Below are 23,844 nucleotides of genomic sequence, written 5' to 3'. Positions count from 1 at the left end.
GGAGGGATGATGGCGACGCTTCTGGAGATGCGCGGGATCGGCAAGTCCTTTCCCGGCGTGCGCGCGCTGGACCAGGTGAACCTGACGGTCGAGACAGGCGAGATCCACGCGATCTGCGGCGAGAACGGTGCCGGCAAATCGACGCTGATGAAGGTGCTGTCCGGGGTCTACCCGCACGGCAGCTATGAGGGCGAGATCGTCTATGAAGGCCAGGCACTGGCCTTGCGCGGCATCCGCGACAGCGAGGAACGGGGGATCATCATCATCCATCAGGAACTCGCACTGGTGCCGCTGCTCTCGATCGCCGAGAACATGTTTCTTGGCCACGAGGTCGCGCGGCGGGGCGTGATCAGCTGGCCGCGCGCGTATCAGGCCGCCGAGGGCTGGTTGCGGAAGGTGGGTCTGAGCGAACCCCCCAGCGCCATCGTGGGCAAGCTGGGCGTCGGCAAGCAGCAACTGATCGAGATCGCCAAGGCGCTGGCCAAGGACGTGCGTCTGCTGATCCTGGACGAGCCGACGGCGGCCTTGCAGGAGAACGACAGTCAAAAGCTGCTGGACCTGATGCTGGAACTCAAGGCGCAGGGCGTGACGCAGATCATCATCAGCCACAAGCTGAACGAGATTTCCCGGGTGGCCGACCGGATCACCGTACTGCGCGACGGCTCCACAGTGTCCACCATCGACCGGGGGCAGATTTCCGAGGACCGCATCATCAGTGACATGGTGGGCCGCGACATGGCGCACCGCTACCCCGAGCGGGTGCCCGCGGTGGGCGAGGTGCTGCTGGAGGTCGAGGGCTGGAACGTCTGGCACCCCGAGCAGGCCGACCGGCAGATGATCCGCGACGCGGCCTTCACCGTCCGCAAGGGCGAGATCGTCGGCATCGCCGGGCTGATGGGCACCGGGCGGACGGAACTGGCGATGAGCCTGTTCGGCCGCAGCTACGGGCGCGGGCATCAGGGCCGGGTGCGGATGGGCGGGCGCGAGGTGGACGTCTCGACCGTGCCCAAGGCGATTGCGGCGGGGATTTCCTATGTCACCGAGGACCGCAAGGCGCTGGGTCTGGTGCTGGAAGAGCCGATCCTGAAGAACATCAGCCTGGCGAACCTGGCCGGCATTGCCGTCAAGGGCATCCTGGACAAGCGGCGCGAGGCGCGGGTCGCGGAAGACTACCGCCGTGCGCTGGCGATCCGCACGCCGGGGGTGCAGCAGAAGGTGGTGAACCTGTCGGGCGGCAACCAGCAAAAGGTGGTGCTGGCCAAGTGGCTCTACACCGATCCGCAGGTTCTGATCCTGGACGAGCCGACGCGCGGCATCGACGTGGGCGCCAAGTACGAGATCTACTCGATCATGAACGACCTGGCCGCACAGGGGCGCGGCGTCGTCATGATCAGTTCCGAGATGCCCGAGCTTCTGGGCATGTGCGACCGCATCTACGTGATGAACGAGGGTCGGATCGTGGGGGAACTCAGCCGCGAGGAGGCCAGCCAGGAGCGGATCATGGCGATGATCCTGCGGACGACAGGGAAGGCGGCGTGATGGCAGAGATCAGCGGCGAGAAACCCCGCGGCCTGGGATCGCATCTGGGCGGGCACCTGCGCGAAAACGGGATGCTGGTGGCGCTGGTTGCCATCGTGTTCTTCTTCACCGTCGTGGTGCGGGCGATGATCGACGTCGATTTCCTGTCGGCGCAGAACATCACCAACCTGTTTTTGCAGAACAGTTACGTCATCATCATGGCGCTGGGGATGCTGCTGGTCATCGTCTCGGGGCACATCGACCTGTCCGTCGGCTCGGTCGCGGCCTTCACCGGGGCGGTCTCGGCGGTGCTGACGGTCAAGCTGGGCTGGCCGGTGGTGGCGGTCATTCCGGCGGTGCTGGCGGTAGGGGGCCTGATCGGCGCGGCGCAGGGCTACTGGGTGGCCTACTGGCGTATTCCGTCCTTCATCGTCACCCTCGCGGGGATGCTGGTGTTCCGCGGCTCGACGCTGTGGCTTCTGGGCGGGCAGAACATCGGGCCGTTCCCGAAAGCCTTTCAGGGCATGTCGAACGGCTTTGTCCCCGACCTGCTGGGCGACTGGGACCAGGCGCTTCTGGGGATCGAGCGGCTGAACGGCACCGCGGTTCTGGTGGTGGTGGCGGCCGCGCTGGTGCTGGTCTGGCTGGGCCTGCGCGCCCGCGCCCGCGACGCCGAATTCGGCATCACGCCGGAACCCATGGGCCTGTTCTGGGCGCGCAACGTGGTGGTTTCGGCCGCGCTGATCTTCGTCGGCTGGAAGCTGGCGCAATTCCGCGGCCTGCCGAACGTGCTGGTGGTGCTGACGGTGCTGACCGTGCTCTACGCCTTCTTCACCGAGGCCACCACGCCCGGCCGCCGCATCTATGCGCTTGGCGGCAACGAAAAGGCGGCGCGGCTGTCGGGCATCAACACCAGCCGGCTGACCTTCCTGTGTTTCGCCAACATGGGCATGTTGGCCGCACTTGCGGGCATGATCGTCACCGCCCGGCTGAACAGTGCCACGCCCAAGGCCGGCACGGGTTTTGAGCTGGACGTCATCGCCGCCGTCTTCATCGGCGGGGCCTCGATGACCGGCGGTTCGGGCCGGATCATCGGCGTCGTGGTGGGCGCGCTGATCATGGGGGTGATGAACAACGGCATGTCGATCCTTGGGATCGGGATCGACTATCAGCAGGTGATCAAGGGCCTGGTCTTGCTGGTGGCGGTCATCTTCGACGTCTACAACAAGAACAAGTGAGGGCCGCAAGGTGCTGATTTCGCAGATCATCCGGCCTGACGGCAGCCTTGCGGTGGTGGCCCGTGACGGCAGCGAGGCCGCCATCGTCAAGGGCGCGGCCTCGACCTACGCGCTGGCGCAGGAGGCCATCGCCGCCGGCAGGCCCCTGGCCGCCGTGATCGCCGCGCACGGCCTGGGCGAGGCGGTGGACCTGACCCGCCTGCTGGACGAGGGCCGCGTGACCCTGCCCGTCAGCCACCCCGACCCGGCGCATCTGCACCTGACCGGGACCGGCCTGACGCACCTGGGCAGCGCCTCGGCGCGGGATGCCATGCACGCCAAACTGGCCAGTGCGTCCTCGGGCGGCGAAACCCTGACCGACAGCATGAAGATGTTCCGCATGGGCCTTGAGGGCGGCAAGCCCGACGCCGGCGCCGTGGGGGTGCAGCCCGAGTGGTTCTACAAGGGCAACGGGCACACCGCCGTCGCCCCCGGCGCCCCGCTGGTCGCCCCCGGCTTCGCCGAGGACGGTGGCGAAGAGCCCGAGGTTGCCGGCATCTACCTCATCGGCCCGCAGGGCACGCCCTTCCGCATCGGCTGGGCGCTGGCCAACGAATTCTCCGACCATGTCACAGAGCGGGTGAATTACCTGTGGCTGGCACATTCCAAGCTGCGCCCCGCGTCCTTCGGACCTGAGATTCTGGTCGGCGACCTGCCCGCCGACCTACGCGGCACCAGCCGCCTGCGGCGGGGCGGCCAGGTGATCTGGGAGAAGCCATTCCTGTCGGGCGAGGCGAACATGTCGCACAGCCTTGCCAACCTTGAGCATCACCACTTCAAGTACGGCCTCTTCCGTCAGCCGGGTGACCTGCATCTGCACATGTTCGGCACCGCCACGCTGTCGTTTGCGGACGGTATCCGCACCCAGCCCGGCGACGTGTTCGAGATCGAGGCGGCTGCTTTCGGATTGCCGCTGAAGAACCCGCTTGCGTTTGCGCCGAAAGACGCCGGCCCCACCGCCGTCTGCCCCCTGTGAGGACCACATGACCTTCAAACCCGCCCCTTGGCCCCGGAAGCTGCGCAGCCAGGAATGGTTTGCGGGCCAGTCGAAGGACGCGATCTATCACCGCAGCTGGATGAAGAACCAGGGCCTGCCGGCCGACCTGTTCGATGGCCGCCCGGTGATCGGCATCCTCAATACCTTCAGCGAGTTGAACCCCTGCAACGCGCATCTGAACGACCTCGCGCAGCGGGTGAAGCACGGGGTCTATGAGGCCGGCGGCCTGCCGGTGGATGTGCCCGTGTTCTCGGTTTCGGAATCCGGCTTCCGCCCCACCGCGATGATGTTCCGCAATCTCGCCGCAATGGCGGTCGAGGAAACCATCCGCGGCCAGCAGATGGATGGCGTGGTCTGTCTGGTCGGTTGCGACAAGACCACTCCGTCCTTGCTGATGGGGGCGGCGTCCTGCGACATTCCCGCCATCATGGTCTCGGGCGGGCCGATGCTGAACGGCTATTTCCGCGGCGAACGGGTCGGGTCGGGCACCCATCTGTGGAAATTCTCCGAGGCCGTGAAAGCCGGTGAGATGACGGCCGAGGAATTCGTCGAGGCCGAGGCCTCGATGAGCCGCAGCCCCGGCTCGTGCAACACCATGGGCACCGCCAGCACCATGGCCAGCATGGTCGAGGCGCTGGGAATGACGCTCAGCGGCAACGCCGCCATCCCGGCGGTGGACAGCCGGCGGCGGGTGATGGCGCACCTGACCGGGCGCCGGATCGTGCAGATGGTGAAGGACGATCTGCGCCCCAGCCACATCCTGACCCGCGAAGCGTTCCAGAACGCCATTCGCACCAACGCCGCCGTGGGCGGCAGCACCAACGCGGTGATCCACCTGCTGGCCATCGCTGGCCGGGTCGGCGTGCCGCTGTCGCTGGACGACTGGGATGCCTGGGGTCGCGACGTGCCGACGATCGTGAACCTGATGCCCTCGGGCAAATACCTGATGGAGGAATTCTTCTACGCAGGCGGCCTGCCCGCGGTCATCAAGCGTCTGGGCGAGTCGGGGATGCTGAACAAGGACGCGCTGACCGTCAGCGGCGGGCCAATCTGGGATGAGGTGAAGGATGCCCGCATCGACAATGACGACGTGATCCTGCCGGCCGACAAGGCCTTGGCGCAGTCGGGCGGCATCGTGGTCCTGCGCGGCAATCTCGCCCCGGACGGGGCGGTGCTCAAGCCCTCGGCCGCCAGCCCGCACCTGATGCGGCACCGCGGCCGGGCGGTCGTGTTCGAGGACATCGACGACTACAAGGCGCGGATCGAGGATGAGGCGCTGGCGATCGACGAGACCTGCGTGATGGTGCTCAAGAACTGCGGCCCGCGCGGCTATCCCGGCATGGCCGAAGTGGGCAACATGGGCCTGCCGCCCAAGGTCCTGCGCAAGGGCATCACCGACATGGTGCGGATCTCCGACGCGCGGATGAGCGGGACGGCCTACGGCACCGTGGTCCTGCACACCAGCCCCGAGGCCGCGCGCGGCGGGCCCTTGGCGGTGGTGCGGACCGGTGACATGATCGAACTGGACGTCCCCGCCCGGCGGCTGCACCTGGACGTATCCGAGGCGGAACTGACCGCCCGGCTGGCGGCCTGGACACCCGCCGTGGACCCACCCGCAAGCGGCTACGCCCGGCTATACCATGACCACGTGCAGGGCGCCGACAAGGGCGCCGACATGGATTTCCTGATCGGCTGCCGCGGCCATGCTGTGGCGCGGGAGAGCCACTGATGGCCCTGCGGGTGGCACTGGTCGGCATCGGCAAGATCGCGCTGGACCAGCACGTGCCCGCCATCGCCGCCAGCCCGGACTGGGAACTGGTGGCGACGGTCAGCCGCAAGGGCCGGGTGCCCGGCGTGCCTGGGTTCACCTCGTTCGAAGCGATGCTGGCTGCCCACTCCGAGGTACAGGTCGTCTCGCTGTGCCTGCCCCCCGTGCCGCGCTTTGCGCCGGCCGAGGCGGCACTGATGGCCGGGCGGCACGTGATGCTGGAAAAGCCCCCGGGGGCGACCCTCGCCGAGGTACAGGCGCTGGAGGCCCTGGCGGCCGCAAGGGGCCTGACGCTCTACGCCACCTGGCACAGCCGGATGGCACGGGCGGTGGCGGCCGCAAAGGGCTGGCTGTCGGGGCGGCGGGTGCTGCGCGCCCGCATCGACTGGCGCGAGGACGTGCGAAAGTGGCACCCCGGGCAAACTTGGGTGTTCGAACCCGGTGGCATGGGGGTCTTCGATCCCGGCATCAACGCGCTGTCGATCCTGACCGAGATCCTGCCCGCGCCGGTTCACCTGACCGGGGCGGTGCTCAGCTTCCCCGCCAACCGGCAGACCCCCATCGCGGCGGAACTGACCTTCACCGGGGGCGTCAGTGCCGGTTTCGACTGGCGGCAGGAGGGGCCGCAGACCTGGGACATCGAGGTCGAGACCGCGGGCGGGGGAAGGATGGCCCTGCGAATGGGGGGGAACGTGCTTGAAGTGGACGGCCATGCCGAGGCGGGCGAAGCGGACATCATGGGCGAGTATCCGGCCCTGTACGCCCGCATGGCCGCGCTGGTCCGGGCCGGGGCGCGCGAGGTCGACCTGGCCCCCATGGTCCACGTGGCCGACGCGATGACCCTGGGCCGCCGGGAGGTTGTCGAGGACTTCCATTTCTGAGGTGTCCCATGATGGGACATGATCCGGGCACAACGAAATCAATGGGTTGCCCGCGCGGTTTTACCTTTCGTTAAGGATTGGATGTATCCCCACCGCAAGCATCGTCCCCCCGGGCGAGCGAAACGGAACCTGGGCAAGGCGCTCGGCCCAGCCGAGGGCGTGCGGGCTGTTCGGAAACAGGGCCGGACGCGGGGCCGGATGCAGGCAGGCGGGACGCGGCATGGACTCGGGGCCGGGGCTGCGAGGGGATTCGGGTTGGTTTGGTTCGGGGGAGCGGGCAGGGCAGTGGGCTGGGGCCGCGTTTGCGAGGGGATGCGGGCTGGCTTGGCTCGGGGGAGCAGGCAGGGCAGTGGACTGGGGCCGGGGATGCGCGGGGATTCGGGCTGGTTTGGCTCGGGGGAGCGGACTGCGGCATGGACTTGGGCGGCGCAATGCGGGGATTGCGGGTTGGGCGGGATCGCGACGGCAGGCGGTGGCGTGGGCGCGGGACGGGGCGCGACGGGATTCGGGCTGGCGTTGCTCGGGAGAGCAGGCAGGGAAGCCGACTCGGGCCGGGGCTGCGAGGGGATGCGGGCGGCTTGGCTCGGGAGAGCGGGCAGGGCAGTGGACTGGGGCCGGGGGTGCGGGGGGATGCGGGTTGGTTTGGCTCGGGGGAGCGGGCAGGGCAGTGGGCTGGGGCCGCGGTTGCGAGGGGGTGCAGGCTGGTTTGGCTCGGGGGTGCAGGCAGGGCAGTGGACTGGGGCAGGGGTTGCGAGGGGATGCGGGCTGGCTTGGCTCGGGAGAGCAGGCAGGGAAATGGACTCGGGGCCGGGGCGCAAGGAGGTGCGGGTTGGCCTGGCTCGGGGGAGCAAACTGCGGCATGGACTTGGGCGGGGCAATGCGCGGAATGCGGGCTGGGCTGGATCGCGACGGCAGGCGGTGGCGTGGGCGCGGGCCGGGGCTGCGAGGGGATGCGGGCTGGCATTGCTTGGGGGAGCAGGCAAGGCAGTGGGCACGGGACGGGGCTGCGCGGGGATGCGGGCTGGCTTGGCTCGGGAGAGCAGGCGGTGGCGCGGGCCAGGGGTGGGGCCGCTGGGGGACTGAGCCTGGGCCTGCCGGGTTCGCGGCTTGATCCTCAACTTGGCACGGCGACACCGGTTGCTTTCCGGATGGGGAAAGCCGGGGCCTGTTGCCTGACGCAAGGGGATGGACGGCTTTGCAGGGCTCTGGACCCGGGGCACAGGGACAGGCCGGGCCCTTGCCCACCACGACAGCGCGGGTCGGCGGCAAGGTTGCCCGGGTCTGGGCGAAGGAATCAACGCGGCCCTTGGCGGCCGGGGTCTGGCACCGAGAGGTCACGCCGTGGAAACCCGGCGGCGCAGACCGTCAAGCGCATGCAGACGTGTTGGCTTGGGCGACCCAGCACCCGACCATCGCCGCCCGACCCCCCTTGGGCCGAGACCGGGCGGGCCGTTCGGGGCTGATGGAGGGGCTGCCGGCCTGCCTCTGGAACCCGGCGTTTCGCCAGAAGGGCGGCCGCATCGGCGGGGTGGTTCTGATCGGGGGGAAACGGCGCGCTGGGCCGAGACGGGGCGGGTCGTTCGGGGCTGATGGAGGGGCTGCCGGCCTGCCTCTGGAGCCCGGAGTTTCGCCAGAAGGGCGGCCGCATCGGCGGGGTGGTCCTGATCGGGGGAAATCGGCGCGCAGGGCCGAGACCGGGCGGGCCGCTCGGGGTCGATGGAGGGGCTGCCGGCCTGCCTCTGGAGCCCGGAGTTTCGCCAGAAGGACGGTTCCATCGGCGGGGTGGTGCTGATCGGGGGGAAACGGCGCGCTGGGCCGAGACGGGGCGGGTCGTTCGGGGCTGATGGAGGGGCTGCCGGCTTGCCTCTGGAGCCCGGAGTTTCGCCAGAAGGACGGTTCCATCGGCGGGGTGGTGCTGATCGGGGGGAAACGGCGCGCTGGGCCGAGACCGGGCGGGCCGTTCGGGGCTGATGGAGGGGTTGCCGGCCTGCCTCTGGAGCCCGGCATTTCGCCAGAAGGACGGTTCCATCGGCGGGGTGGTGCTGATCGGGGGGAAACGGCGCGCTGGGCCGCGCGGTGGGCGGAGGGCATTGGGAAAGGCGGGGGGGAGGGCGTTTCCTGGACCGTGGATTTCCGCCCGGCACGGTCGAGGCAGGATGGCCGGAGCCGAAGCGACTTGGCTGTGGCCGGCCAGATCGCGCGCGATGTGCCGGTCTGCCTGGAGAGGCAAGCCGAAAGAAGCCACCGGCCGCTGCCCGCGAGCCCTGCGCCAGCAGCGGCATGCGCACCGGCGTCTGTCACCCGGGCGCCCGGAAGACCGCCCAGGGCAGGACCGACATCGTCAGCCAAGGGCCAACGGCGGGGCCGGGATGGCAAGACAAGGGTCAGCGAGAACCGAGTCAGGCGCGGCAGCGGCATGTGCGCAGGCGCCCTTGACCAGACTGCCCGAATGGGTTTCCCGGGCAGGACCGGCAGGACCGGCAGGACCGGCAGGACCGGCAGGACCGGCAGGACCGGCAGGACCGGCAGGACCGGCAGGACCGGCAGGACCGGCAGGACCGGCAGGACCGGCAGGATCGGCAGGGCCACGCACAGCCGCAGGGCCAGCAGCGGGGAGAGCAAGCGCAGGGCCGGGGCCGGAAGCGGCCTGCGGGGCCGAGGGGCCGGCGGGACGACGGCTTGGGGCGGGTCCGGCTGTCCGCAGCCGCGGTTCAAGCGACAGGACCAGGCACGGGGCGCACCAGAGCGCCGGGGCCGGGGGCGCCCGCAACAGGTGCCTTGCCAGTCTGCGGCTTTCCAAGCGATGACGTCGCCGGGCAGGGTGCGCTGCGGCCTGGGGAAGGCCTGCGAAGGCGGCGGGATCAAGGCGCGGTGGCGATGCAAGCGAACTTGACCCGGGAAAGCAGGCGGCGTCGTGGCGTGGAGTGGCGTGGAGTGGCGGGGTCTAGGGGTTTGCACGCGTCCCCCGGCGAGGGGTAGAGAGGGCGGATGCTGGACTGGCTGAACTTCGCGCTTGCCCTGGGGCTGTTCCTGATCTCGCACCGGCTGCCGGCGATGCTGGGGGTGAAGGCGCGGGCCGAGGAAGCCCTGGGCGCGCGGGGCTATACCGTGGCGTTCTCGGTCGGGTCGCTGGCGCTGCTCTACTGGGTGATCGTGGCGGCGGGGCGGGCGCCCCATGTCGAGCTGTGGCCGCCGACCGGGTGGTCGCGCTGGCTGGTCAACATCGCGATGCCGGTGGCGGGGCTGCTGGCGGCCTTTGGCGTGGCGGCGCCCAATCCGTTTGCCTTCGAGGGCCGGCGGGCGGGGTTCGACCCCGACCGGCCGGGCATCGCGGGGCTGACGCGGCAGCCGCTGCTTTGGGCGCTGGTGCTGTGGTCTGGCGCGCATCTGGCGGCGAATGGCGATCTGGCGCATGTGGTGTTCTTTGGCCTGATGCTGGGGTTCTCGGTGGCCGGGATGGGGATTGTCGAGCGCCGTCGCCGCCGGGCGATGGGGCCGGCCGCGTGGCTGCGGCTGACGGCGCGGACCGGGCTGGTGCCCGGTGCAGCGCTGCTGGCCGGGTGGTGGCGGCCCGAGGGACGGCCCTCGGGGCTGCGGCTGGGCCTGTGGCTGCTGGCCTGGGCGGGGCTGTGGCATCTGCACGCGCCGGTGATCGGGTTTTGGCCGGGGGCGTGGTAATTGGCGCAAGGGCGTGACTTTTCCGCCGGTTGCTTTAGGTCTGCCGCATGAGGCTGGGACAGAGCATCGATCTGGGCATGGACGCGACCACGGCAATGCGCCGGGTGGCGCTGATCGTGCTGCTGGCGGCGCTGGGGTTCATGGTGTCGTTCTGCCAGTTGCAGCGGCAGGCCGAGGGCGTGGCGGTGGAGCGGGTGATGCTGGCGGGCGTGCCGGCGCAGGTGTTCCGGCCCGAGGGGCCGGCGAAGGGGCCGGTGCTGGTGATCGACCACGGCTTTGCCGGATCGGCGCGGATCATGGACAGCTTCGCGCTGTCGGCAGCGCGGGCGGGCTATGTCGCGGTCAGCTATGATGCCGCGGGGCACGGGCGGAACCCGAAGCCGCTGGCCGGTTCGATCACCGAGGTCGACGGCGCCACGGTGACCTTCCAGCGTGAATTCGAAGCCGTGATGGCGGCGGCGCGGGGGTATGGCGACGGACGGCTGGCGGTGCTGGCGCATTCGATGGCCACCGACATCGTGGTGCGGGCGGTCAAGCGGCATCCGGAGGTCGAGGCCACGGTGCTGGTGTCGATGTTCTCGCGGGAGGTGACGGCGAGCACGCCGCGAAACCTGCTGGTGGTGACCGGACAATGGGAGCCGCGGCTGCGGGACGAGGCGCTGCGGGTGGGCCGGCTGATGGACCCGGCGGCGGCCGAAGGGGACACGGTGGGCGCCGAGGGGAACCAGCGCCGGGTGGCGGTGGCGCCGCATGTGGAACATGCCGCGGTGCTGTTTTCCGAAACCACGATGGCCGAGACGGTGGGCTGGCTGGACCGGGTCTTCGGGATGGCGCCGCAGGGCGCTGTGGCCGACCGCGGCGGCTGGATCGTGCTGCTCATGATCTGCGGAGCGGCGCTGGCGGGGCAGGGGATGCGCCTTCTGCCTCGGGTCAGCGCAGAGCCGCGCGGGGCGGGAATGCCCTGGCGGCGGTTGTGGTGGGTGGCGCTGGTGCCGGTGGTGGCGGTGCCGGTGCTGCTGCGATTCCTGCCGACGCAGTTCCTGCCGGTGCTGGTGGCCGACTACCTGGCGGTGCATTTTGCGGCCTTCGGGGCGGCCCTCGCCCTGTGCCTCTGGGCCGCCGGGGCACCGCGGCCGGACGTTCCGCTGCGGGCGCTGGCGGCGGGGCTGATCGGCTTTGCGCTGGTGGCGGGGCTGATCTTCTGGCCGATCGACGCCTTCTTCACCAACTTCTTCCCCGGTCCGGGCCGCTGGCTGGTGATGGCGGCCATCGCCGCGGGCACCTTGCCCTGTTTCCTGGCGCTGGAATGGGCGATGCGGGGGATGGGCGCCGGCCGGCTGGAGGGCGTGGCGCTGAAGGCGGGGCTGCTGGTCAGCCTCTTGATCGCGGTGGCGCTGGATTTCGAACGGCTGATGTTCCTGGCCATCATCCTGCCGGTGATCGTGCTGTTCTTCCTGTTGTTCGGCTGGCTCTCGGCCCGGGCCTGGGGCGCGACGCTGCATCCCTTCGCCGGGGCGATCATGCAGGCGCTGGCCTTCGCCTGGGCGCTGGGGGTGACCTTCCCGCTGCTGGCGGCCTGACAATGTCCGCACGGAATTGCCCCTGCGGCGGGCCCCGCCCGGCGGAGACCATGGCCGAAGTCCGGGGAGGACGACGCGATCGCCCCAGCGGGCAGTATCCCTGCCCCCGCCGGTTCAGCCGCCGGTGTGGCTCATGTGACGGGTGACCTGGCCGGTGATGGCGGTGCGGCTGTAGTCGAAGTCGTGCCCCTTGGGCTTGCGGGCGATGGCGGCGCGGATGGCGGCGTCCAGCAGGCCGTCGTCGGGACTGGCCCGCAGGGGCGCCCGCAGGTCGGCGCGGTCTTCCTGGCCGAGGCACAGGTAAAGCTCGCCGGTGCAGGTCAGCCGGACGCGGTTGCAGCTTTCGCAGAAATTGTGGGTCAGCGGCGTGATGAAGCCGACTTTCTGGCCGGTTTCCTCGATCCGGACATAGCGCGCCGGGCCGCCTGAGCGTTCGGCCAAGTCGGTCAGGGTGAAGCGGCCCTCGTAGCTGCGGCGGAGGTCGCGCAGGTTCCAGTATTGCTCCAGCCGCGAGGGTTCGATGTCGCCCATCGGCATGACCTCGATCCAGGTCAGGTCATGGCCTTCCCGGGCGCACCAGTCGGTCAGCGGGAACAGCTCGTCCTCGTTGAAGCCCTTCAGCGCCACGGCGTTGATCTTGACCCGCAGGCCGGCGGCCTGGGCGGCAGCGATGCCGTCCAGCACCTGGGGCAGGCGGCCCCAACGGGTGATCGCGGCGAATCTCGCCGGGTCCAGCGTGTCGAGGCTGACATTGACGCGGCGGATGCCGAGGGCGGCCAGCTCGGGGGCGAAACGCGCCAACTGGCTGCCGTTGGTGGTCAGCGTCAGCTCCTTGAGCGCGCCGCTGGACAGGTGGCGCGACATGGCTTCGAAGAAGGTCACGATGCCCTTGCGCACCAGGGGCTCGCCGCCAGTGACGCGCAGCTTCTGCACGCCCATGCGGACGAAGGCGCTGCAGAGGCGGTCGAGTTCCTCCAGCGTCAGCAGGTCTGCCTTGGGCAGGAAGGTCATCTGTTCCGCCATGCAATAGGTGCAGCGGAAATCGCAGCGGTCGGTGACCGAGACGCGCAAATAGGAGATCGGGCGCGAGAAGGGGTCGATGAGAGCTGCGTCTGACATTCAGGAAAAATAGGCGCGGCGCGGCGGGGCCACAAGCACGAATGCGGCAGTTGCGGCACGCGGGGCGGCAGACTAAGGTCGTCACATGTTCAAGCAGGTGCCGGTGCTGGTGATCTTCGCTGCGGGGCTTTCGGGCTGCGCGCTGGTCGAACGCCTGGCAGGCAAGCCCGAGACGGCGGCCGGGACGGCGGAGCAGACCGCCCCGATGGCGACCGAGATCGCCGCGCCGGTCGAGACGACTTCGCTGGAGACGCTGGGCGGCGGCCAGACGCCCGAGGCGCTGGACCAGACCAGCGCCACCGAAAAGGCGGCTGCGCTGGCGGCGCCGGCGGCGGGCGGCGAGCGCGAACTGGGCCGGGCCGTTGTGGCCTTGGGCGCGCCGGCCGAGCAAGGGCTCTGGGTGCAGTCGGAGTTGGTGAAGGCCGTCGCCAAGGGGCGCGTCGTGGCGCCCAACGGCCAGTCGCTGGCGGTGGACCTGCGGCCCGGAACAGGCGCGGCGCTGATGTCGCTGGCGGCCTACCAGGCGCTGGGGATCGGCCTGACCGAGCTGCCCGAACTGGTGATCTACGGCCCCTGACCGGCGGTGAAGCAGCGGCGCGGCGCGCAGGCGCGCCGCACGGCTTTTGCCTCGTCGTCGCCTTGCAGGCTCCTCCTCGGGCGCGGGGGCGCTGCCCCCGTCTTCGCGTGCCGCGAAGACTCCCCCGGGGTATTTGGACCAAGATGAAGACCTTGCCGCTTCATCTTGGCGGAAATACCCCCGCCGGAGGCATCCGCGGCCAGTGCAATGTGCCAGGCCACAAATGAAGCGTCGCGTCGATGCCGGGCGGCCGAGCCGGTTGCGCGCTTGCGCGCAGAGGCGAGACAAAGGGCGTGCGGCCGCGCTTGCGGCCGCTCCGTTGGATCACTGCCGGTCAGCCCAGATACTTGCCGGCTTCCTTGCGGGCAAAGGGTTTCATCGCTTCGCCATGCTGCGCCAGAAAGCTTCGGGTGGCCTGGGGGGCGTGTTTCGACAGGTCGCGCAGCCACCAGGCCACTGCCTTCTGGATGAACCAGTCGCGGTCGGGCACGTAAGCCGCCGCCCAGCCCAGGATGCGGTCGCGCGCGGCCTGTTCGGCGGGGCTGGGGAAGTTCAGCTTGGCCCAGGGCAGCGTCATCACCAGTGCGGCGCGGCGGGTCCAGAGGTGGGGCGAGGTGGTCCAGGTCTCGACATGGTCCAGCCGCGTGGGGTCGGCCACCAGTCGGCGGGCGCCGGCGTCGGACGCGTGGTCGGCGATGGCCCAGCCGTCGAACTGCGGCACCCAGGAGGCGATCAGGTCCCAGACCGCCTGGTCGGGGCGCAGCCGCGCCTGGGTCAGCAGCTTGGCCGCGGCCACGCGGGCATCGTGGATGTCTGTCCGCCACAGGCCGTCGGCCAGCGCGACGCGGTCCTCGACCGACAGCCCTTCGCGCCAGGCCGTCGCCAGTTCGGTGATCCGCGGCACCCGCAGGCCCAGGACGCGGCGGGTGGTCTTCAGGTAGGCGGCTTCGCCTGCGGCGCGTTCGGGGTCGGCCTCGGCTTCCAGCGCCGCCAGGGCCTGGGCCAGGGTGATGCCGGTCATTCCACCGTCACCGACTTCGCCAGGTTGCGCGGCTGATCGACGTCCGTCCCCTTGGCGATGGCGGTGTGATAGGCCAGCAGTTGCGCCGGGATGGCGTAGAGGATGGGCGCCCAGAGCGGTTCCACCTCGGGCAGGGTCAGGGTCTTCCAGGTGCCATGGCCGGCGTGCTCGATCCCGGCGGTGTCAGACAGCAGAAGCACCTTGCCGTTGCGGGCCATCACCTCTTGCATGTTCGAGACGGTCTTGTCGAAGAGCGCGTCCTTCGGCGCCAGCACGATCACCGGCACGGCGGCGTCAATCAGCGCGATGGGGCCGTGCTTGAGTTCGCCTGACGCGTAACCTTCGGCGTGGATGTAGCTGATTTCCTTCAGCTTCAGCGCGCCTTCCATCGCCAGGGGGAACATCGGGCCGCGGCCGAGGAAGAGGATGTCCTGGGCGCGGGCCAGGTCCTTGGCGATGCGGGCGATGGGGTCGGAAAGTGCCAGGGCGGCGTTCATCAGGCCCGGCAGGGCGCGCAGGGTGGCCAGCCGGTCGGCCAGGGTGGCGGCGTCGATGCGGCCGCGGTCCTGCGCGGCCTTCAGCGCCATCAGGGCCAGCACGGTCAGCTGGCAGGTGAAGGCCTTGGTCGAGGCGACGCCGACCTCGATGCCGGCCAGGATGGGCAGGGCCAGGTCGGATTCGCGCGCGATCGAGGAGGTGGGGACGTTGATCACCGAGACGACCTTGGCCACCTTGTCCTTGACGTGGCGCAGCGCGGCCAGGGTATCGGCCGTCTCACCCGACTGGCTGACGAAGATCGCCATCGAGGCCGGCGACAGCACCGGCTCGCGGTAGCGGAACTCGGAGGCGATATCGACGTCGGCGGGCAGGCCGGCGATCTGCTCGAACCAGTATTTCGCCACCTGGCAGGCGTAGTTGGCGGTGCCGCAGGCGACCAGGGTCACGCGGTCGATGGCCTGGAAATTCAGGTTTTCGGGCAGCCGCAGGGCGGGTTTCACCCCGCCGTTCGCATAGTGCTTCAGCGCGTCGGCCAGCACGATGGGCTGTTCGGCGATCTCTTTCGCCATGAAATGCTTGTAGCCGGCCTTCTCGATCCGGGCCGCGTCCATCTGGATGCGGGTCTCGGGGCGGTTGGCCAGCCGGCCGGCGGCGTCGAAGATCTGAGCGCCAGCGCGGGTGATGACGGCCCAGTCGCCTTCGTCGAGATAGGTGATGCGGTCGGTCATCGGCGCCAGCGCGATGGCGTCGCTGCCGACGAACATCTCGCCATCGCCATGGCCGATGGCCAGCGGGCTGCCTTTGCGGGCGGCGATCATCAGGTCGTCCTGACCGTCGAACAGGAAGCAGAGCGCGAAGGCACCCTGCAGCCGGGCCAGGGTGTCGCGGGCGGCCTCGACGGGCGACAGGCCGCGGTCAAGCGCGCGGCGGGCCAGCAGGACGACGGTTTCGGTGTCGGTCTCGGTTTCCGGCAGGTAGCCGTCGGCGGCGAGGTCGGCGCGCAACTCGCGGAAATTCTCGATGATGCCGTTGTGCACCACGGCCACGCCGCCGGCGCGATGGGGGTGGGCATTGACGACGGTCGCCGCGCCGTGGGTCGCCCAGCGGGTGTGGCCGATGCCGGCCTTGCCGGCCAGCGGGTCGTGGACCAGAAGGTCGGACAGGTTCACCAGCTTGCCGACGGCGCGTCGGCGGTCCAGCCGGCCGGCGTTGACGGTGGCGATGCCGGCCGAGTCATAGCCGCGATATTCGAGGCGCTTCAGCGCCTCGACCAGAAGCGGGGCCACTTCGTGATGGCCCAGGACGCCGACAATGCCGCACATGAAATCAGTCCTTCGCTTTCGCCGCCTTGATGGCACGGAGTTTTTCAAAGAGCTTGGTCGCAAGGCCCGGTCGGTTGGTCTGCCGGGCGCGGGCCAGCGCCACGGCTTCGGCCGGCACGTCTTCGGTGATCACGCTGCCCGAGCCGGTCAGGGCCCCGTCGCCGATGGTCACCGGGGCCACCAGCATGGTGTCGCTGCCGATGAAGACCCGTTTGCCGATGGTGGTGCGGTGCTTCATCACCCCGTCGTAGTTGCAGGTGACGGTGCCGGCGCCGATGTTGGTATGCTCGCCCACGTCGGCGTCACCGAGGTAGGTGAGGTGACCGACCTTGACGCCCTGATCGAGGATCGCATTCTTGATCTCGACGAAGTTGCCGACGTGGACATCCTCGGCCAGTTCGGCGCCGGGGCGCAGGCGGGCGAAGGGGCCGACATCGGCGCCGCGCGACACGTGGCAGCCTTCCAGGTGGCAGAAGCCCTTGATCTCGGCCCCGGATTCGATGGTGACGCCAGGCCCGAAGATGACATTCGGGCCGATGACGGCATCGCGGCCGATGTGAGTGTCGAGCGCGAAGAACACCGTCTCGGGCGCGGTCAGGGTGACGCCGTTTTCAAGGGCCTCGGCCCGGGCGCGGGCCTGGAAGGCGGCTTCGGCGGCAGCAAGTTCTGCGCGGGTGTTGATGCCCAGCGTCTGGGATTCGTCGCAGATCACCACGCCGGCAGACAGGCCTTGGGCGCGGGCGAGTTCGACGATGTCGGTCAGGTAGTATTCGCCGGCGGCATTGGCGTTGCCGACCTGCGAGACGAGGCGGAACAGGGTGCGCGCCTCGGCGCAGATCACGCCGGAATTGCACAGGGTCAGGCTGCGTTCTTCGGGCGAAGCATCCTTGAATTCGCGGATCGCAAGCAGGTCGTCGCCGCGGGTCAGAAGGCGGCCGTAGCGGCCGGGGTCGGCGGCGTGGAAGCCCAGCACCACGACAGCATGGCGGTCGCGGGCGTCGAGCATCGCCTGCAGGGTTTCGGGCCGGATGAAGGGGGTGTCGCCATACAGCACGAGGGCCTGGCCGGGGGCATCGGCCAGCAGCGGCGCAGCCTGGGCGACGGCGTGCGCGGTGCCGTTCTGTTCGTCCTGCACCACCACCTCGGCGGTCTCGTCGCAGTCCTGCGCCGCGCGGGCGACCTGATCGCCGCCATGGCCGACGACGACCACGGTGCGGGCGGGGTCAAGCGCCCGGCCCGCGGCCATGGCGTGATGCAGAAGCGGGGCCGCCGCCAGCTTGTGCAGCACCTTGGGGGTGTCGGAATTCATGCGCGTTCCCTGGCCGGCGGCCAGGATGATGAGCGAGACCTGCATTCTGCCTCTTCCTTTTCGTTGGCTCCGGTTTTACGGCGAAGGGGCCGAAACGCCAAGGGGGCGGGGTCTCACAGAGGGTTGCGGGATGTTGCAGGGCCGCAAGTGCACGGTTTTCGATCTGGACGGAACGCTGGCGGATACCTCTGGCGACCTGCTGGCGGCGGCAAACGCCTGTTTCCGGGCGATGGGCGAGGGCGATCTGCTGGGCCAGGGCGACGTGCTGACGGCGTTTCATGGCGGCAAGGCCATGCTGCGGCTGGGGTTTTCGCGGTTGGGACGGGGCGGGGAGGCCGAGGTCGAGACCTGGTATCCACGGCTGTTGTCGGCCTATGCCGAGGCCATCGACGTGCACACGCGGCTGTATCCCGGCGCGGTCGCGGCGGTCGAGGCGCTGCGGGCGGCGGGCCATGCGGTGGCGATCTGCACCAACAAGCCCGAGGGCCTGGCCGAAGAGCTGGTTCGCCGGCTGGGCATTCGCGATCTGTTCGGCGCGCTGGTGGGCGCCGACACGCTGCCGGTGCGCAAGCCCGACCCGGCGCCTTACCGGCTGGCGGTGGACCGGGCCGGGGGCGCGGTCGGGCGGTCGGTGCTGGTGGGCGACACCGAGACCGATCTGAAAACGGCGCGGGCCGCGGGCGTGCCCTGTGCGCTGGTCACCTTTGGCCCCGAGGGGCAGGGCATCGCCCGGCTGGCCCCCGAGGCGCTGCTGCACGGCTATGGCGACCTGCCGGCGCTGGTGGAGCAGATGCTGGGCTGAACGGTCGGGCCGCGGGTCGGCGGGCTGCGATCAGGGCGCCGCGGGTCAGAGAAATGTCTTCTGGCACCAGGGCGCGGTCTTGTCGAACTCCTCCATCAGCTCGGGCAGGCTGCGGGTGCGGAAGATCCGGTCGAAGCGCTGGCCCATGGCCTGCACCTTCTGATCGTCGGTGCCCGGCACATGGTCGAGCATCACCACGGCGGCGGACTGCGCCGCGTCGCGGTCGGACCGATCGATGTAGCCGGCTTCGAACAGCATGTCGGAAACCAGGTAAAGCAGCGCCGAGCATTGCAGCGCCTGCGCTGCCCGGCCTTCGATCACCAGATCGGCGCGGGCGGGAAGGGCGGCTGCCAGGGTCAGGGTCAGGGTGGTGGCAAGGGCGGCAAGGGCAGGACGGCGGGGGGGCATGGCGGGCTCCGGTCGCGGAAGGTGTCGGCGTCAGAGGTCGGGAAGTCCGGTCGTTGCGGGGCGGGCGCCGGTCGTGCCGACGGCATCAAGGGCAGAGTGGTGCGCCGCCTTGACCGGCAGGCCGAAGCCAAGCGAAAGCGCCAGGGCTGTTGCCGCGAGGATCTGGACATGGAGGCGCATGGTCTTGACCTTTCGGGCGGCGGCGCGGATGGCCGGGGTTGTGCGGCCCGGGTTATGCGGCCCGGTGGCGGTGCGGGCCAGTGACAAATCCCGTCATCCCCCGTCATCCCCCGTCATCTCCCCGTCATCCCCGGTCATCGCGCCGTGGTTTGACAGCCGGGCCGCGAATGCCTAAGCCCGGACGAATGTCCGACGCGCCCAAGTCAGTCGCCGGTTCCCGGCCCGCTTCGCGCCCCGTTTCGCGCCCTGTCTCGCGCCACGCCGCGACCTTTGTCCTGCTCACCGTGTTCCTCGACATGGTGGGGTTCGGACTGATCATGCCGGTCATCCCGGCGCTGATCAAGGAAGTGGGGGGCCTTGGCATCGACCGCGCGGCCCTGGTGGGCGGCTGGATGTTCGCCGCCTACAGCCTGGCGCAGTTCGTCTGCGCGCCGCTGATGGGCAACCTGGCCGACCGTTTCGGCCGGCGGCCGATGCTGCTTTTGGCGGTGTTCGGGCTGGGGCTGGATTTCGCCTTTTCGGCGGTGGCGCCGACGCTGTTCTGGCTGTTCGTCGGCCGGGTGCTGGCCGGGGTCTGCGGTGCCAGCTGGGTGATCGCCAACGCCTATATTGCCGATGTCACCCCGCCCGAGGGCCGTGCCCGCGCCTTCGCGCTGATGAGTGCGGCGCTGAGCATCGGCTTCGTGATCGGCCCGGCCATCGGCGGCCTTCTGGGCGAGTTCGGGCCGCGGGTTCCGTTCTGGGTGGCCGCGGCGATTTCGCTGCTGAATGTCGTCTATGGCTGGTTCGTGCTGCCCGAGACGCTGGCGCCGGAAAACCGCCGTCCGTTCCGCTGGTCGCGCGCCAACCCGTTCGGGGCGTTCCGCGTGTTTGCCAGCTATCCGGGCGTGCTGCCGATGTGCCTGCTGATGGGCCTGTATTTCTTTTCGACCTCGGTCTATCCGGCGATCTGGGCCTTCTGGGGCATTGCCAAGTTCGGCTGGAGCGAGGGCATGGTGGGCCTGTCGCTTGCGATCTTCGGGCTGGTGACGGGCGCCTTCCAGGCCGGGCTGACCGGGCCGGCGGTGGCACGGTTCGGCGAGGCGCGGACGGCGCTGTTCGGATTGGCCTGTTCGATGCTGGCGGTGCTGGGCTATGGCATGGCCGGTAGCGTGGCCGTGGTCTTCGCGCTGATGATCCTGCACGGGCCGGAGGGCTTTGCCCATCCGGTGCTGACCGCGATGATGTCGCGCAAGGTGCCCGAGAACGCGCAGGGCGAGTTGCAAGGTGGCATTTCCGCCATCACCAATGTCGCGATGCTGGCCGGGACGGTGTTCTACGCCTGGGTCTTCGGCCATTTCATGGCCGAGGGGCGGGCCTGGCGGTCGCCCGACGTGGCCTACTGGGTGGCGGCGGGGTTCATGGCCCTGACGCTGGTCCTGTTCGTGATGCTGAAGCGCCGGGAGGGGCAAGATGGAGCGGTTTGAGGGCAGCTTTACCCAGCAGGAGCCGATCTCGGAAGACGGGATCGCGGCGGCGCTGGCGGTGCTGCGGCACGGGCGGCTGCACCGCTACAACACCGCTGGCGACGAGGTGGCCGAGGCCGCGTTGCTGGAAGAGGAATTCGCTGCCTTCACCGGGGCCCGGTATTGCGTCGCCGTCGCCTCGGGCGGCTATGCGCTGGGCTGCGCGCTGCGGGCCGTGGGGCTGGACCGGGACGAGCCGGTGCTGTCGAACGCCTTTACCCTGGCGCCGGTGCCGGGGGCGATTGCCGCGGCCGGGGGCCGGCCGGTGTTTGTCGAGATCACCGAAGACCTGGTGCTGGATCTTGCCGACCTTGAGGCCAAGGCGAAGGCGACCGGGGCGCGGCTCTTGCTGCTGAGCCACATGCGCGGCCATGTCTGCGACATGGACGCGCTGATGGCGCTGTGCGGACGGCTGGGCGTGACGGTGATCGAGGATTGCGCCCATACCATGGGGGCCGAGTGGCGCGGCGTGGCCTCGGGGCGGCACGGGGTGGTGGGTTGCTTTTCGACGCAGACCTACAAGCATATGAATTCGGGCGAGGGCGGGTTCTGCATCACCGATGACGAAGAGGTGGCGGCGCGGATGGTTCTGCTGTCGGGGTCCTACATGTTGTATGGCCGGCACCGCGCGGCGCCGGGGCCGGAAGTGTTTCAGCGCATCCGGCTGGAGGTGCCCAACGTCTCGGGACGGATGGACAACCTGCGCGCGGCGGTGCTGCGGCCGCAGATCGGCCTGCTGGCGGATCGGCGCGACCGCTGGGCGGCGCTGTACCGCGGCATGGAGGCGGGGCTGGCCGGGGTGCCGGGGCTGCGGCTGATCCCGCGGCCCGCGGAAGAGCGGTTCGTGGGATCGTCGTTCCAGTTCCTGCTCCCGCAGTGGGAGGAGGCGCGGATCGTCGCCTTCCTGGCGGCCTGTGTGGCGCGCGGGGTGGAATTGAAGTGGTTCGGCGCGGGTGACCCGGTGGCGTTCACCAGCCGTTATGTGCATTGGCGCTATGCCGGGGCGCAGTCCTGCCCGCAGACCGACCGGGTGTTGCGGGGCCTGGTGGACATGCGGCTTCCGCTGACCTTTGCGCCGGCCGACGTGGCGCAGATCGCCCGCATCATCCGGGCCGAGGCGCTGCGGATCGGCCAGGCCGAGGCGGTCGAGGCGGTCGCCGCGCCGCAGGTGCAATAACCGGCCGGGAAAGGCCCCCGGCAGACGGCGCCCACCCGCCCACCCCGCCGTCTGCCGGGGGCCCTGGCGGCGGGGGCGGCAGGGACAGGACCGGATGCGGCTGGACGCCACGCTTTTCGCCTATGTCGTGCTGACCGGCCTTGTGCTGGTCCGGCTGTGGGAATGGGCCGATCCGACGCCCCTGCCGGGGGGCGACTGCCGGGTGGGCCATGTCTATGACGGCGACACCGTGGAACTGGTCTGCCCCGGCCAGACCGAGGCCGCGCGGCTGATCGGGATCGACACGCCGGAACTCGACGGCGCCTGTGCGGCCGAACGGGCTGCGGCGCAGGCGGCGAAGGCGGCGCTGGCCGCTCTGGTCAAGGCGGCGCGCGAGGTGACGGTGGGGGTCGAGGGGCAGGACCGCTATGGCCGGCCGCTGGTCCACCTGCGCCTGGACGGCATCGATGCGGCCCTGGCGATGCTGAAGGCGGGCCATGGTCGGCCTTACGACGGGGGCCGGCGCGCCGGCTGGTGCGGCTAAGCGCGGAAGCGGAGGGGCGCGGGTGCGGCGGGGCGCGGAATTCGTGTCGAATTCCGGCTTCGATTTCCGGCTTCGGAAATCGGCTTACCTGGCGTAGGGCGAAGTGCCGCCGAGGCTGTCGTCGGTATGCGCGACCAGCACGTCGCACAGGCAGGCGATGTCGCGGCAGGCGTCGCGGCGGGCCACAAAGGCCGCGTCGCGCGGCGGATCGACCTGGTCCACCTGCTGCCCGGTGGCGTTTTCGACCGCATGCACCCAGGCCAGATCATCCAGCCGCGCCATGCGCCAGAGCGTCGGGTCCGCGGCCTCGGCCGCATCGCACAGGATCACATGCGCGGGCAGCGCCGGCGCCTCGCAGCCGATGTCGGACAGGACCAGGGGGTAGGCGGCCTCGAGACCGGCAATCCGCGCCTCGACGGCCGCCGGATCGACGGCGCAGGCCGGCGCCGCGGCCAGCGGCAGGGGCGCCAGCAGGGCGCTGAGGACAGCCAGCAAACGCATCGAAGACCTTTCGCGAGACGGAACCCGGTTCGGGCCCAGACAATCCGCGCCGACCGATCCGGTCAAGGTGGGGAATCGCTGTCCGCCCCGATCTCTGGCGCGACGCTGGGGGGGCGGTCTGCGCCGGATGGACGCAGCCGCTGGAGAAATACCGCACACCATTGCATACATTCGGTCGATTCATGCACCGCAGGGACGGGTTTTCCTGCCCCCATGCGTTGACCCGGGGCAGGGTGCAGAGTAAACGAAGCGCAAGAGTTCAAGCGGGCGCCCACGACCCGTCGCGCGCTTTTGCCAGCTGGAGGAGGCTCACTTGGATGTGCTTTTGCGGGACTACCTGCCCATCCTTGTTCTGCTTGGGGTTGCGGTCGGCCTGGGTCTCGTGCTGATCCTCGCCGCCGCGGTGATCGCCATCCGCAAGCCCGACCCGGAAAAGGTCTCGACCTACGAATGCGGCTTCAACGCCTTTGACGACGCCCGGATGAAGTTCGACGTGCGCTTCTATCTGGTGTCGATCCTGTTCATCATCTTCGACCTGGAAGTGGCCTTCCTGTTTCCCTGGGCTGTGGCATTTGGCGACATCAGCATGACCGCCTTCTGGTCCATGATGGTCTTTCTGGCCGTGCTGACCATCGGCTTCGCCTATGAGTGGAAGAAGGGGGCGCTGGAATGGGAGTGAGCACCGGACCGAACAGCGCCGGCGGCGATCAGGAGGTCATGGTCCAGGCCCTGAACCATGAGCTTCTGGACAAGGGGTTCCTGCTCAGTTCGACCGAGGACATCATCAACTGGGCGCGCATCGGCAGCTTGCACTGGATGACCTTCGGTCTGGCCTGCTGTGCCGTCGAGATGATGCACACCTCGATGCCGCGCTATGACCTGGAACGCTTCGGCACCGCGCCGCGCGCCTCGCCCCGGCAGTCCGACCTGATGATCGTCGCGGGCACGCTGACCAACAAGATGGCCCCGGCGCTGCGCAAGGTCTATGACCAGATGCCCGAGCCGCGCTATGTGATCAGCATGGGCAGTTGCGCCAATGGCGGCGGCTATTACCACTACAGCTATTCGGTGGTGCGCGGCTGTGACCGGGTGGTGCCGGTGGACATCTACGTGCCGGGCTGCCCGCCCACGGCCGAGGCGCTGCTTTACGGCATCCTGCAGTTGCAGCGGAAGATCCGCCGCACCGGAACCCTGGTAAGGTAG

21 protein-coding genes are annotated in these 23,844 nt (G+C 69.8%); 14 read left to right on the top strand and 7 right to left on the bottom strand.

The window, feature by feature from the left end:
- Positions 1 to 9: 9 nt before the first annotated feature.
- The 7 genes from mmsA to LHP98_RS19460 all read left to right on the top strand — a co-directional run bounded on the left by mmsA (position 10) and on the right by LHP98_RS19460 (position 11,699).
- On the top strand, positions 10 to 1,539 hold the full coding sequence (gene mmsA, locus LHP98_RS04615) for a multiple monosaccharide ABC transporter ATP-binding protein (protein ID WP_319638911.1): 1,530 nt from the start codon (positions 10 to 12) through the stop codon (positions 1,537 to 1,539).
- Positions 1,539 to 2,756 (top strand): multiple monosaccharide ABC transporter permease, encoded by a 1,218-nt coding sequence (mmsB, locus tag LHP98_RS04610; RefSeq protein ID WP_227251295.1) that lies wholly within the window; start codon positions 1,539 to 1,541, stop codon positions 2,754 to 2,756. The genes mmsA and mmsB overlap by 1 nt, the downstream gene beginning before the upstream one ends.
- A 10-nt stretch (positions 2,757 to 2,766) precedes the next feature.
- A complete protein-coding gene (araD1, locus tag LHP98_RS04605; protein WP_227251294.1) occupies positions 2,767 to 3,771 on the top strand; it encodes an AraD1 family protein in 1,005 nt (334 codons plus the stop codon).
- Between the two features lie 7 nt (positions 3,772 to 3,778).
- Positions 3,779 to 5,521, top strand: coding sequence for an L-arabinonate dehydratase (gene araD / locus LHP98_RS04600; RefSeq protein ID WP_227251293.1), 1,743 nt, complete (start codon positions 3,779 to 3,781; stop codon positions 5,519 to 5,521).
- Positions 5,521 to 6,441 carry a Gfo/Idh/MocA family protein gene (locus LHP98_RS04595; protein ID WP_227251292.1) on the top strand — a complete coding sequence of 307 codons (921 nt, stop codon included), beginning with the start codon at positions 5,521 to 5,523 and terminating at the stop codon, positions 6,439 to 6,441. The genes araD and LHP98_RS04595 overlap by 1 nt, the downstream gene beginning before the upstream one ends.
- A 2,988-nt stretch (positions 6,442 to 9,429) precedes the next feature.
- A complete protein-coding gene (locus LHP98_RS04590) occupies positions 9,430 to 10,119 on the top strand; it encodes an NnrU family protein (RefSeq protein WP_227251291.1) in 690 nt (229 codons plus the stop codon).
- Positions 10,120 to 10,166: 47 nt separating this feature from the next.
- Entirely contained in the window at positions 10,167 to 11,699 is a 1,533-nt protein-coding gene (locus LHP98_RS19460; protein WP_264473575.1) for an alpha/beta fold hydrolase, read from the top strand.
- Between the two features lie 114 nt (positions 11,700 to 11,813).
- On the opposite strand, the gene moaA is transcribed toward LHP98_RS19460, so the two are convergent.
- Positions 11,814 to 12,818: a GTP 3',8-cyclase MoaA gene (gene moaA / locus LHP98_RS04580; RefSeq protein WP_227251290.1), complete on the bottom strand. Its 1,005-nt coding sequence runs from the start codon at positions 12,816 to 12,818 to the stop codon at positions 11,814 to 11,816.
- Positions 12,819 to 12,903: 85 nt separating this feature from the next.
- Between moaA and LHP98_RS04575 the strand changes: the two genes are divergently transcribed.
- Entirely contained in the window at positions 12,904 to 13,395 is a 492-nt protein-coding gene (locus tag LHP98_RS04575; RefSeq protein ID WP_227251289.1) for a hypothetical protein, read from the top strand.
- A 334-nt stretch (positions 13,396 to 13,729) separates the two neighbouring features.
- On the opposite strand, the gene LHP98_RS04570 is transcribed toward LHP98_RS04575, so the two are convergent.
- The 3 genes from LHP98_RS04570 to glmU are packed head-to-tail and all read right to left on the bottom strand — an operon-like array spanning position 13,730 to position 17,590.
- Positions 13,730 to 14,416 (bottom strand): DNA alkylation repair protein, encoded by a 687-nt coding sequence (locus LHP98_RS04570; RefSeq protein ID WP_227251288.1) that lies wholly within the window; start codon positions 14,414 to 14,416, stop codon positions 13,730 to 13,732.
- Entirely contained in the window at positions 14,413 to 16,236 is a 1,824-nt protein-coding gene (gene glmS, locus LHP98_RS04565; protein WP_227251287.1) for a glutamine--fructose-6-phosphate transaminase (isomerizing), read from the bottom strand. The genes LHP98_RS04570 and glmS overlap by 4 nt, the downstream gene beginning before the upstream one ends.
- Before the next feature lie 4 nt (positions 16,237 to 16,240).
- The gene (gene glmU / locus LHP98_RS04560) at positions 16,241 to 17,590 is read right to left on the bottom strand and encodes a bifunctional UDP-N-acetylglucosamine diphosphorylase/glucosamine-1-phosphate N-acetyltransferase GlmU (RefSeq protein ID WP_227251286.1); all 1,350 of its coding nucleotides are present in this window, start codon (positions 17,588 to 17,590) and stop codon (positions 16,241 to 16,243) included.
- Positions 17,591 to 17,675: 85 nt separating this feature from the next.
- Between glmU and LHP98_RS04555 the strand changes: the two genes are divergently transcribed.
- Positions 17,676 to 18,347 carry an HAD-IA family hydrolase gene (locus tag LHP98_RS04555; RefSeq protein WP_227251285.1) on the top strand — a complete coding sequence of 224 codons (672 nt, stop codon included), beginning with the start codon at positions 17,676 to 17,678 and terminating at the stop codon, positions 18,345 to 18,347.
- Between the two features lie 45 nt (positions 18,348 to 18,392).
- Here the strand turns inward: LHP98_RS04555 and LHP98_RS04550 are convergent, their stop codons facing one another.
- A complete protein-coding gene (locus LHP98_RS04550; RefSeq protein WP_227251284.1) occupies positions 18,393 to 18,755 on the bottom strand; it encodes a hypothetical protein in 363 nt (120 codons plus the stop codon).
- Positions 18,756 to 18,785: 30 nt separating this feature from the next.
- A complete protein-coding gene (locus LHP98_RS04545; protein ID WP_227251283.1) occupies positions 18,786 to 18,935 on the bottom strand; it encodes a hypothetical protein in 150 nt (49 codons plus the stop codon).
- Positions 18,936 to 19,120: 185 nt separating this feature from the next.
- On the opposite strand from LHP98_RS04545, the gene LHP98_RS04540 reads away from it, so the two are divergent.
- The 3 genes from LHP98_RS04540 (at position 19,121) to LHP98_RS04530 (ending at position 22,140) form a co-directional block, all read left to right on the top strand.
- Positions 19,121 to 20,401: a TCR/Tet family MFS transporter gene (locus LHP98_RS04540; protein WP_227251282.1), complete on the top strand. Its 1,281-nt coding sequence runs from the start codon at positions 19,121 to 19,123 to the stop codon at positions 20,399 to 20,401.
- Entirely contained in the window at positions 20,388 to 21,617 is a 1,230-nt protein-coding gene (locus LHP98_RS04535; protein WP_227251281.1) for a DegT/DnrJ/EryC1/StrS family aminotransferase, read from the top strand. The genes LHP98_RS04540 and LHP98_RS04535 overlap by 14 nt, the downstream gene beginning before the upstream one ends.
- A gap of 94 nt (positions 21,618 to 21,711) precedes the next feature.
- On the top strand, positions 21,712 to 22,140 hold the full coding sequence (locus LHP98_RS04530) for a thermonuclease family protein (RefSeq protein ID WP_227251280.1): 429 nt from the start codon (positions 21,712 to 21,714) through the stop codon (positions 22,138 to 22,140).
- A gap of 84 nt (positions 22,141 to 22,224) precedes the next feature.
- Here LHP98_RS04530 and LHP98_RS04525 read toward each other — a convergent pair whose 3' ends face one another.
- Positions 22,225 to 22,641 (bottom strand): hypothetical protein, encoded by a 417-nt coding sequence (locus tag LHP98_RS04525; protein ID WP_227251279.1) that lies wholly within the window; start codon positions 22,639 to 22,641, stop codon positions 22,225 to 22,227.
- Between the two features lie 313 nt (positions 22,642 to 22,954).
- Here LHP98_RS04525 and LHP98_RS04520 point away from each other — a divergent pair, with 313 nt between their 5' ends.
- Both LHP98_RS04520 and LHP98_RS04515 read left to right on the top strand, forming a co-directional pair.
- The gene (locus tag LHP98_RS04520; protein ID WP_227251278.1) at positions 22,955 to 23,320 is read left to right on the top strand and encodes an NADH-quinone oxidoreductase subunit A; all 366 of its coding nucleotides are present in this window, start codon (positions 22,955 to 22,957) and stop codon (positions 23,318 to 23,320) included.
- Positions 23,311 to 23,844: a NuoB/complex I 20 kDa subunit family protein gene (locus tag LHP98_RS04515; RefSeq protein ID WP_319638910.1), complete on the top strand. Its 534-nt coding sequence runs from the start codon at positions 23,311 to 23,313 to the stop codon at positions 23,842 to 23,844. Before LHP98_RS04520 ends, LHP98_RS04515 begins: the two co-directional genes overlap by 10 nt.

The organism is Rhodobacter sp. Har01 (assembly GCF_020564565.1).
In the GTDB taxonomy this organism is placed as follows: domain Bacteria; phylum Pseudomonadota; class Alphaproteobacteria; order Rhodobacterales; family Rhodobacteraceae; genus Pseudogemmobacter.
This window is presented reverse-complemented; position numbering and strand designations above follow the sequence as displayed.